General features: G+C 67.5%; 13 protein-coding genes. 2 read left to right on the top strand and 11 right to left on the bottom strand.

Annotated features, from left to right (window positions below; genetic code table 11):
* Nucleotides 1–1,403: 1,403 nt before the first annotated feature.
* Nucleotides 1,404–3,182 (bottom strand): signal peptide peptidase SppA, encoded by a 1,779-nt coding sequence (gene sppA / locus VE759_RS13670; protein WP_324933163.1) that lies wholly within the window; start codon nucleotides 3,180–3,182, stop codon nucleotides 1,404–1,406.
* Nucleotides 3,183–3,235: 53 nt separating this feature from the next.
* On the opposite strand from sppA, the gene VE759_RS13665 reads away from it, so the two are divergent.
* Nucleotides 3,236–4,162 carry an LLM class flavin-dependent oxidoreductase gene (locus tag VE759_RS13665; RefSeq protein WP_324933160.1) on the top strand — a complete coding sequence of 309 codons (927 nt, stop codon included), beginning with the start codon at nucleotides 3,236–3,238 and terminating at the stop codon, nucleotides 4,160–4,162.
* A gap of 64 nt (nucleotides 4,163–4,226) precedes the next feature.
* Nucleotides 4,227–4,565, top strand: coding sequence for a PE-PGRS family protein (locus tag VE759_RS13660; protein ID WP_324933157.1), 339 nt, complete (start codon nucleotides 4,227–4,229; stop codon nucleotides 4,563–4,565).
* An 82-nt stretch (nucleotides 4,566–4,647) separates the two neighbouring features.
* Here the strand turns inward: VE759_RS13660 and rplO are convergent, their stop codons facing one another.
* From rplO to rplN, 10 genes are all read right to left on the bottom strand, one after another.
* The gene (rplO, locus tag VE759_RS13655; protein ID WP_324933152.1) at nucleotides 4,648–5,088 is read right to left on the bottom strand and encodes a 50S ribosomal protein L15; all 441 of its coding nucleotides are present in this window, start codon (nucleotides 5,086–5,088) and stop codon (nucleotides 4,648–4,650) included.
* Nucleotides 5,085–5,279: a 50S ribosomal protein L30 gene (rpmD, locus tag VE759_RS13650; RefSeq protein ID WP_324933150.1), complete on the bottom strand. Its 195-nt coding sequence runs from the start codon at nucleotides 5,277–5,279 to the stop codon at nucleotides 5,085–5,087. The genes rplO and rpmD overlap by 4 nt, the downstream gene beginning before the upstream one ends.
* Nucleotides 5,280–5,281: 2 nt before the next feature.
* Nucleotides 5,282–6,043 carry a 30S ribosomal protein S5 gene (gene rpsE, locus VE759_RS13645; protein ID WP_324933146.1) on the bottom strand — a complete coding sequence of 254 codons (762 nt, stop codon included), beginning with the start codon at nucleotides 6,041–6,043 and terminating at the stop codon, nucleotides 5,282–5,284.
* Between the two features lie 63 nt (nucleotides 6,044–6,106).
* Entirely contained in the window at nucleotides 6,107–6,508 is a 402-nt protein-coding gene (gene rplR, locus VE759_RS13640; RefSeq protein ID WP_324933143.1) for a 50S ribosomal protein L18, read from the bottom strand.
* A 2-nt stretch (nucleotides 6,509–6,510) separates the two neighbouring features.
* Nucleotides 6,511–7,050 (bottom strand): 50S ribosomal protein L6, encoded by a 540-nt coding sequence (rplF, locus tag VE759_RS13635; protein ID WP_324933141.1) that lies wholly within the window; start codon nucleotides 7,048–7,050, stop codon nucleotides 6,511–6,513.
* Between the two features lie 13 nt (nucleotides 7,051–7,063).
* Nucleotides 7,064–7,462 carry a 30S ribosomal protein S8 gene (gene rpsH / locus VE759_RS13630; RefSeq protein WP_324933138.1) on the bottom strand — a complete coding sequence of 133 codons (399 nt, stop codon included), beginning with the start codon at nucleotides 7,460–7,462 and terminating at the stop codon, nucleotides 7,064–7,066.
* Nucleotides 7,463–7,501: 39 nt separating this feature from the next.
* Complete coding sequence (locus VE759_RS13625) at nucleotides 7,502–7,687, bottom strand: type Z 30S ribosomal protein S14 (RefSeq protein ID WP_324933136.1); 186 nt, start codon at nucleotides 7,685–7,687, stop codon at nucleotides 7,502–7,504.
* 5 nt (nucleotides 7,688–7,692) lie between these two features.
* Nucleotides 7,693–8,256 carry a 50S ribosomal protein L5 gene (rplE, locus tag VE759_RS13620; protein ID WP_324933135.1) on the bottom strand — a complete coding sequence of 188 codons (564 nt, stop codon included), beginning with the start codon at nucleotides 8,254–8,256 and terminating at the stop codon, nucleotides 7,693–7,695.
* The gene (gene rplX / locus VE759_RS13615) at nucleotides 8,256–8,573 is read right to left on the bottom strand and encodes a 50S ribosomal protein L24 (RefSeq protein ID WP_324933134.1); all 318 of its coding nucleotides are present in this window, start codon (nucleotides 8,571–8,573) and stop codon (nucleotides 8,256–8,258) included. Before rplX ends, rplE begins: the two co-directional genes overlap by 1 nt.
* Complete coding sequence (rplN, locus tag VE759_RS13610) at nucleotides 8,574–8,942, bottom strand: 50S ribosomal protein L14 (RefSeq protein ID WP_324933133.1); 369 nt, start codon at nucleotides 8,940–8,942, stop codon at nucleotides 8,574–8,576.
* Between the last annotated feature and the right edge of the window lie 539 nt (nucleotides 8,943–9,481).

The raw sequence follows: 9,481 nt of genomic DNA, 5'->3' as shown, positions 1-9,481 counted from the left end.
AAGCGGCCAACCCGATCGGTGCAACCGCGCTGTCTGCCCGCCGCCGCGGATTTGAAAGATGATCCACGGACAACATCGCTTCCCGGTCGTCATGGTTCGGCCAATACCAGGGCGGCGGACAAGGTGGTCATATTCGGATGGCCCGCGGAGATCAGACACCCGACACACGATGGCCGCACTGTGCTAGGCACGATGCTTCGCGGTGGTCTCGCTCGGCTGCGACGCGGCCCCTTGGAGCTGGGAAAGCTGTCTGGGCCGGTAGATTCGCCGGTGGTGAGCCAGCGATGCGGCCTGCTGAGGAAGCGGTTGCAGAGGTTGCATAGCGGGCCACGTGACCGTCGCCGGCGGCTGGGCGGCGATCGCATTGAGTTCGCAGCCTTGCATTCCCATTAGTTTCACGTGCCGTCGAGAGCACCGCGGCGTTCAACGACCTTTGTCAATTACTTGCTCCTTTGCGAGCGCTCAGCTCAACTCCGACAAGGCGACGGTAGAAGATCGGACCCACCCGGCCGCGAGTAGCCGACTACTCGTTTGCGCCAGGGCCAGATCGGACAGTTTCGCGGGATACTCGCGGCTGCGCGGCTGCGGCGAATTTTGCGGTCGCGGTACGCCGCTACCGGTCTTCAAGGGCTCCCTCGACGTGTCTGGTCATCGACCCCTCTACCCGCTGTGGGCACCGGGCTGGCGACCGTCGCCAACCCTGCTGGTAGGACCGTGCAAGGCGCTGAGCGTGCAATACAAGGAGTACGAGCCGAGGGTTTGGTTAGGCGTGCAAGCGCTGGTGCGGCTGGCGTCCGGGGTGCTGGGGCTTGCCTCACCGTTGTCCGCGAGGTTGCTGGCACCCGGGGGGATGACTGCGACCGCCGGAGCAATGGCAATCAGGAACAGCAATCCGCTCGCGAACACCAGTCGTTGTCCGGGGCTTTGAAGGGTTGCCACTGTAACTCCCCCGTCTGGCAGCACTCCCCCTGTGCGTACAAATTGTACGCACGCCCATTGCTGTCTGAGCCTCGTTTCTTAGGGCCTCGCGTGACTTCTCCTGGCCAGCAGCGACGCCGCGGCTTGTTTGCGCCTGCCAGCAAAAGTTCCACAAAGGAAATTCCTCACGTGTGCGGCAGCCGTGAATTCAGTGTGGTGTCTGGCGGGCCTCGGGGCTTGACTGTGTTGCGGCCGGACACGGGCCGGTCATTCCTCGGAGTCGTTGGCGTGTTCAGCTTGTCGGGCGTCGTCGACGTGGGCGGCCGTCGCTGTCATTCGCGACTGTCGTGTCGGGGCCCGTTACCCGAGTCGCCGCTGCGGCGGCGGGGATGACGACCTCGGGGGGCGAGCACGGCAGCGCCCCTAGCTAGCCCAGTTGTAGCCGGACGTCGACTCACCGCAGATTCCGGCGAATATGCCGACGTTTAGAACCGGTAGTCGCCGGGCAGCAGCGCAAACGTTCCGGTGAACGCGTGCTGCGCGCGGTCCAGCAGCTCGGCCACCGACCGCCCGATCAGCGCACCGACCGCCTCGGGCAGCGATGCCGCCGCCGGCTGCGACGACGGGCGCGGCCGCAGGTACTCCAGCAGCGACGAGCCCGGGTAGCCGACGATGCGGGCATCGGCGTCGGGCTCCAGACCGGCGAGCACCTTGGCCCTGGCGATCGCGGTCCGCAAACCGCCCAGCTCGTCGACCAATCCCCGCTCGAGCGCATCGACACCCGTCCACACCCGCCCCCGGGCGACGGCCTCGACGTCAGGCTCGGACAGATTGCGGCCCTGGGCAACGCGCCGCACGAAGTCGGCGTAGAACAGGTCGGCTTCGGCTTCGACCTGGGCGCGCTGCTCCGGCGTGAACGGCGCGTCCACCGACCAGGCGTCGGCATTGGAATTGCTGCGCACCGCGTCAGATCCGACGCCGAGGCGTTCTTTGAGATCCCGGGCGATGAGCTTGCCGGTCACCACACCGATCGACCCGGTGATCGTGCCCGGATTCGCGACGATCTTGTCGGCGTCCATCGCCACGTAGTAGCCGCCGGACGCGGCGACCGCGCCCATCGACGCGACCACCGGCTTGCCCTCCTTGCGGACCCGCGCCACCTCGCGCCAGATCGTCTCCGAGCCGGTCACCGACCCGCCGGGGCTGTCGACCCGCAGTACCACGGCGGCCACCTCATCGGCGGCGGCGGCTTCACGCAGACCGGCCGCGATGGTGTCACCGCCGGAACTGTTGGCGACGAACGGCAGAACACGCGGACCGCCGCGGCCGCTGACGATCGGGCCGGCCACCGTGACCACGGCGATGGTGGGTTTGGGCTTGCGGCCCGGGACCTTTGGCGTCGGCACACCGGGTCGGGGCGCGCTGGCGCGGGCATAACGGGACAGGTACAGCCGCGGGGGCTCTTCGTCGGTGTCGCTGTCGATCGGCGCGCCGGCGAGCTCGGCGATGCGGTCATACGCCTCGTCGCGGAATCCGATTCGGTCGATCAGCCCGCCGCTGACCGCATCGTCGCGCAGCAGCGGCGCCCGGTCGGCCAGCGCGTCCACCGCGGCGACGTCGAGGTGCCGGGAGTCGGCGATGGCCTGCCAGACCTGGCTGTGCAGGCTTTCCACCAGACGGGTGTCGGCCTCGCGGTGAGCATCGGTGTAGCTGTCCTGGGTGAAAAGGTTTGCGGCGGACTTGTATTCGCCTCGGGCAATGAATTGCGCCTCGACGCCGGCCTTGTCGAGCGCGGACCGCAGAAACAGTGCGTGTGCCGAGAACCCGACCAGGCCCACGGTGCCCGACGGCTGCATCCACGCCTCGCGGAACGCGGAGGCCAGGTAATACGACAGCGTGCCGGGGTAGGTTTCGGCCCACGCCAATGACGGCTTGGCGTCGCTGAACGCGGCGATGGCCGCGCGCAATTCCTGCACCGGCCCGGCGGGCGCGGCCGGAATCTGGACGCGCGCGATCAGGGCGGCAACCCGGGAATCGTCGGCGGCCCGGTGGATCGCGTCGACCGCCTCGCGCAGCAGCAGCGGCCGGCCGCCGCTGGTAATCATCGCCAACGGGTCGAAACCACCGGACTCGGGCGGTACCGACAGCAGGTCCAGTTCCAGTACACAGCCGTTCGGGACGCCGTGGTGACGCGCCGTGTCGACCCTGCGCGCGACCGCGCGCAGATCGTCGGCGCCGGGAATGCCTGGCAGAAAGTCGAACATGGACATGAGCCTACCGAGCGCCGACTCCCAGGCGGTCGGCCTACGGTGATCGGGTGAGGTTCTCGATCTCGATACCCCAGCGCGACGTCGACGGCTTCGATGCGGAGGGCGTGCGGTCCTACCTCGCCCGTGCCGAGGAAATCGGCTTCGAGGGCGGCTGGGTGTTGGAGCAGACCGTCGGGGAGGCGCCCCTGATCGCACCGATGGAGCTGCTGTCATGGGCGGCCGGGTGCACCACGCGGCTGCGCCTCGGTGTCGCCGCGTTGGTCACCTCAATGCACGATCCGCTGCAGCTGGCCTCGGTTGTCACCACGGTCGACCGGCTCAGCCATGGACGGCTGGATATCGGCGTGGCCGCGGGCGGCGGCTTCCGGCAGTTCTCGGCGTTCGGCGTGGACAAGGCGACCTTCGTCGGCTTTTTCACCGAAGGTCTCGAGTTGATGAAGGCGGCTTGGTCCGACGCGCCGAGAGTGACGTTTCACGGGCGCTTCCGGCAAGTCGAGGACCTACCGATTGCGCCCAAACCGGTGCAGCGGCCGCACCCACCTATCTGGTTTGGCGCCCACGCGCCCGCGGCGCTCGCTCGCGCGGTGCGACTGGGTGATGCGTTTTTGGGCGCGGGTTCTTCGACCACGAAGAACTTCGCCACCGCGGTACAGGTCGTGCGCCGCGAGTTGGCTGAACAGGGCAGGGATGCAGCGCGTTTCACGATCGGCAAACGGGTGTACCTGATCATTGACGACGACGCCGCCCGCGCCCGCGAACGGGTGTCCGCCGGGCTGCACCGAATCTACGGGCAGATGCCCGGCATCGAAGACGTTGCGGTGTCGGGCACGGTCGACGACGTCGTCGGCGGAGTTCGCGAGGTGATCGACGCGGGCGCCGAAATGGTGCTGCTAAACCCTGTGGGCGAGACCGTGGCCGAGGACCGCGAACAGATGGAACGCCTTGCTGCCGAGGTGATTCCGCTCCTCAGCTGAGTGGTCGAATTTGCTCGAAGGTGTTGGGTGGTTTTACTTCACGGGTGCGTGGTACACCGGAATTATGTTGGGGAAACTTAATTTCATCGCTCCGCTATTGATGGCCGGCGCGGCCGCGACGGCGATCGCCGCGGCACCAATCGCCGCGGCAGATGGGTACGCCGGGGGCATATCGAGCCCGTACATTGCCGATCAGCCGGGCGGCGGCGGCTGCGTCAACGGTGCCGGGTGCGGCGGCGGCGACGGAAACAACGGCGGCGGCTGCGTGCCCGGCGTGGGTTGCGGCGGCGGAAACCCCGGCGGCGGCAGCGGCTGCGTGCTGGGCGTGGGTTGCGGGGGCGGCAGCTTAGCCGGTGGCGGTGGTTGCGTCGCCGGCGTGGGGTGCGGCGGCTACCGCCCGTAGGTTCAGCGTCGGTGGCGGGTCGGCGTCGGTGGCGGGCCAGTCACAAGACGGATCCGCTCGAGCGACCGCTCGGTTCGCGAGATTAGAGCTCGGTCGCCGAGCCGCCGGCGGCGGTAATCTTTTCGCGCGCCGCGCCGCTGAACTTGTGCGCGGTGACGTTGACGGTGACGGTCAGCTTGCCGTCGCCTAGCACCTTGACCAACGAGTTCTTGCGCACCGTGCCCTTGGCCACCAGGTCGTCGACGCCGACATCGCCGCCCTTCGGGAACAGTCGGTTGATGTCACCGACGTTGACGACCTCGTACTCGGTGCGGAACCGGTTGCGGAAGCCCTTCAGCTTGGGCAGCCGCATGTGGATCGGCATCTGGCCGCCCTCGAAGGTCACCGGCACGTTCTTGCGGGCCTTGGTGCCCTTGGTGCCGCGGCCGGCGGTCTTACCCTTCGAACCGTCGCCGCGCCCGACCCGGGTGCGCTTGGTCTTCGACCCCGGTGCGGGGCGCAGGTCGTGCAGTTTGATCGTCACTTGCTGTTGCCTTTCACTGGTTCCACCTTGACGAGGTGGTTCACCACCGCGATCAGGCCGCGCGTCTGGGCGTCATCCGCACGGATCACGGAATGGCGAATCCGGCGCAGCCCCAACGTCCGCATGCTCTCCCGCTGCTTCCAGCGCGCACCGATGGTGCTGCGCACCTGAGTGATCTTCAGCTCGGCCATGGCTACGCCGTCGCTTCCCGCGCGGCGCTGGCGGCAAGCGCCTCGCTCTCACGACGTGCCCGCAGCATGCCGGCCGGCGCCACGTCCTCGATCGGCAGGCCGCGGCGGGCCGCCACCTCCTCGGGACGCTGCAGCAGCTTGAGCGCGGCCACAGTGGCATGGACCACGTTGATGGCATTGTCACTGCCCAGCGACTTGGCCAGAATGTCGTGCACGCCAGCGCATTCCAGCACCGCGCGGGCGGCGCCGCCTGCGATCACGCCGGTACCCGGGCTGGCCGGTCGCAGCAGCACCACGCCGGCGGCGGCCTCACCCTGCACCGGGTGGGTGATCGTGCCACCGATCAGCGGAACCCGGAAGAAGTTCTTGCGGGCCTCCTCCACGCCCTTGGCGATCGCGGCCGGAACCTCCTTGGCCTTGCCGTATCCGACGCCGACCATGCCGTTGCCGTCGCCCACGATCACCAGCGCGGTGAAGCTGAACCGGCGGCCACCCTTGACCACCTTGGACACCCGGTTGATCGCGACGACGCGTTCCAGATAGTTGCTCTTCTCCGCGCCGTCGCGGCCGCGGCCCTCACGCCTGCGGCCTTCGCGACCGTCGCGGGGTTCGCGCTCGGTTCGAGTCTCGGATGCCGCCGGACCGCTGCCCGACCTCGCCGGCCCGGCGGCTCTGCTGCCCGACGTCGCCGGCGCGGCGGCTCTGGCACCCGACGTCGCCGGCCCGGCGGCTCCGGAGGCACGTGTTGGGGCCTTGTCGGCCATCATGCAATCCCTTCGCTGAACGTCAAATTCATTCTCCCTAGTCGCTCCGCTCCTGCCCGCCGGCTAGAACTTCAGCCCACTTTCTCGAGCGGCGTCGGCAAGCGCGGCGATCCGCCCGCCGTAGGTATAGCCGCCGCGGTCGAACACGACGGTGTCGATGCCGGCGGCCTTCGCGCGCTCGGCGATCAACTGGCCGACCCGCACGCTGTGGGACTTCTTGTCGCCCTCGACCGAACGCACGTCGGGTTCGATCGACGACGCGGCGGCCAGCGTGGTGCCGTCGAGGTCGTTGACCAACTGCACGTGGATGTGCCGCGATGAGCGGTTGACCACCAGCCGCGGCCGCTCCGGCGTGCCGGACACCTTCTTGCGCAGCCGAGCGTGCCGGCGCAGCCGCGAGACTCTGCGATTAGCGGCAACGCTCTGCGCCGACTTGCGAGGCGAATTCTGTTGAGTGCTAGCCATCTCTACTTGCCCGTCTTTCCGACCTTGCGGCGGATCTGCTCACCCTCGTAGCGCACACCCTTGCCCTTGTACGGGTCGGGGCGGCGCAGCCTACGGATGTTCGCCGAGATCTGGCCGACCTTCTGCTTGTCGATGCCGGAGACCGAAAACCGCGTCGGCGTCTCGACCGCGAAGGTGATGCCCTCCGGCGGCTCGATGACCACCGGATGGCTGTAGCCCAGCGCGAATTCGAGGTTCTGGCCCCGCAGCTGCACGCGGTAGCCGACGCCGTGGATTTCCATTTTGGTGGTGTAGCCGTCCGTCACACCGGTGACCAGGTTGGACACCAGCGTGCGGGACAGCCCGTGCAGCGAGCGGTTGTGCCGTTCATCGTCGGGTCGGCTGACCACGATCGCGCCGTCGTCGTTGCGCGACACGGTGATTGGTTCGGCGACCGACATTTCCAACGTGCCCTTGGGCCCCTTCACCGACACCCGCTGACCGTCGATCGTCACGTCGACCCCGGACGGAATCGGGACCGGCTGCTTGCCAATGCGCGACATATCTAACTCCCCCTCACCACACGTAAGCGAGGACTTCGCCGCCCACGCCCTCTCGGGCCGCCTGGCGGTCGGTCCTCAGGCCCGCGGACGTGGAGATGATCGCCACGCCCAGGCCGCCGAGCACCCGCGGCAGGTTGGTGGATTTCGCGTACACCCGCAGCCCCGGCTTGGAGACCCGGCGCAGCCCGGCGATGCTGCGCTCACGGCTTGGGCCGTACTTCAGTTGCACGACGAGCTTCCTGCCGACCCGCGCGTCCTCGACGTGGTAATCGGAGATGTAGCCCTCCGTCTTGAGGATCTCGGCGATGTTGGCCTTGATCTTCGAATGCGGTAGCTCCACCTCGTCGTGGTATGCCGAATTGGCATTGCGCAGACGCGTCAGGAAGTCTGCGATCGGGTCCGTCATCGTCATGACAGCCGTTTCACCTTCTCTAGGGGTCGGGTTCCGCTGTTACCAGCTGCTCTTCTGCACGCCGGGCAGTTCGCCGGCATGGGCCATTTCACGCAGGCAGATCCGGCACAGGCCGAACTTGCGGTACACCGCATGCGGGCGGCCGCACTTGTTGCATCGCGTGTAGGCGCGCACCGCGAACTTCGGCTTGCGCTTGGCCTTGTTGACCAGAGCCTTCTTTGCCATGTGTTTCAGTTCTCCTTGAATGGGAAGCCGAGTTGCCGCAACAGCGCGCGCCCTTCCTCGTCGGTGGTCGCCGAGGTGACGACGGTGATGTCCATGCCACGCGGCCGATCGATGGAGTCCACGTCGATCTCGTGGAACACCGACTGCTCGGTCAGTCCGAACGTGTAGTTGCCGGTGCCGTCGAACTGCTTGGGCGACAGTCCGCGGAAGTCGCGGATGCGCGGCAGCGCGATCGAGATCAGCCGGTCCAGGAACTCCCACATCCGGTCGCCACGCAACGTGACACGCGCGCCGATCGGCATGCCCTCGCGCAACTTGAACTGCGCGATCGACTTGCGGGCCCGGCGTACCTCGGGCTTCTGCCCGGTGATCAGCGACAGGTCGTTGACCGCCCCGTTGATCAACTTCGCGTCGCGGGCGGCATCGCCGACGCCCATGTTCACGACGACCTTGACCACGCCGGGGATCTGCATCACGTTGGCGTAGCCGAACTGCGACTGCAGCGAGTCGCGGATCTGTTCGCGGTAGCGGACCTTCAAACGGGGCTGAACCTTTTCTGTGGTGGTCATCAGATGTCCTTGCCGTTGCGCTTGGAGATGCGGACCTTCTTGCCGGTCTGTTCGTCGGTGCGGTACCCCACCCGGGTTGGCTTGCCGTCGGAGTCGACGACCATCACGTTGCTGACGTGGATCGGGGCCTCCTGGGTGACGATGCCGCCAGACTGCGAGCCGCGCTGATTCGTGGAGATCGGGGTGTGCTTCTTGATTCGGTTGACGCCCTCGACGAGCACCTTGTCGTGCGCCGGGTAGGCCTTGAGCACCTTGCCCTTGGCGCCCTTGTCCTTGCCCGAGATCACCAGCACGGTGTCGCCCTTGTGCACCTTCATCTACAGCACCTCCGGAGCGAGTGAGACGATCTTCATGAACCGCTTTTCGCGCAGTTCGCGGCCGACCGGGCCGAAGATGCGCGTGCCGCGGGGATCGTTGTCGGGGCGCAGGATCACGGCGGCGTTCTCGTCGAACTTGATATAGCTGCCGTCGGCGCGCCTGCGCTCCTTGACGGTGCGCACGACGACGGCCTTGACCACATCGCCGCGCTTGACGTTGCCGCCCGGGATCGCGTCCTTGACGGTCGCCACGATCACATCGCCGATCCCGGCGTAGCGTCGCGACGACCCGCCGAGCACGCGGATGCACAAGATCTCCTTGGCGCCCGTGTTGTCGGCGACTTTCAGCCGCGATTCCTGCTGAATCACTAGAGCTCCTCAATGTCCCCGGGTCGCTGCGCTGCCGCCCTGGACGACCCGGTTAATCTGGGCACGCCAGACACCGACCTGACGTGCGCGTCCTTGTGTCACCGAAAGGCACGCGGGGCCGACGGCAGGCGCCGACCGAGGTCTGCCCAAGGCAACCCCTAGATTCTAGGGGACGAGCCGGTATCAGCCAAATCTGTCCAGGTCAGCGCCGGACCGGGGGTGCGGCGACGACGGGGGTGTCGAAGGGGGTGGCGCGCCGGTCTTGGTCGTGCTGACGGATGCCGGCAAATTTGCCCATCGGGTCCCGTGAGGGGTTGCGTACCGGCTATCATTCCCGCCACGGGACCGTGTGAGGGTCGGGGCACGGGGACATCGGTCAGGGGGACGTCATGGAACACGTTGGGCGTTCGACCGGGCTTGCGCCACGCCCGCTTCAAGCGGCATTGATTGCGGTGGCGACAGCCGCCGTCCTGACGATGGCCGTCCTTACGCTGGCTATGGGCGCCGACCGGGACCTCAACGGGAATGTCACGGCCGTA

The sequence above is a fragment of the Mycobacterium sp. genome (genome assembly GCF_035640695.1).
Taxonomy (GTDB): domain Bacteria; phylum Actinomycetota; class Actinomycetes; order Mycobacteriales; family Mycobacteriaceae; genus Mycobacterium.
This window is presented reverse-complemented; position numbering and strand designations above follow the sequence as displayed.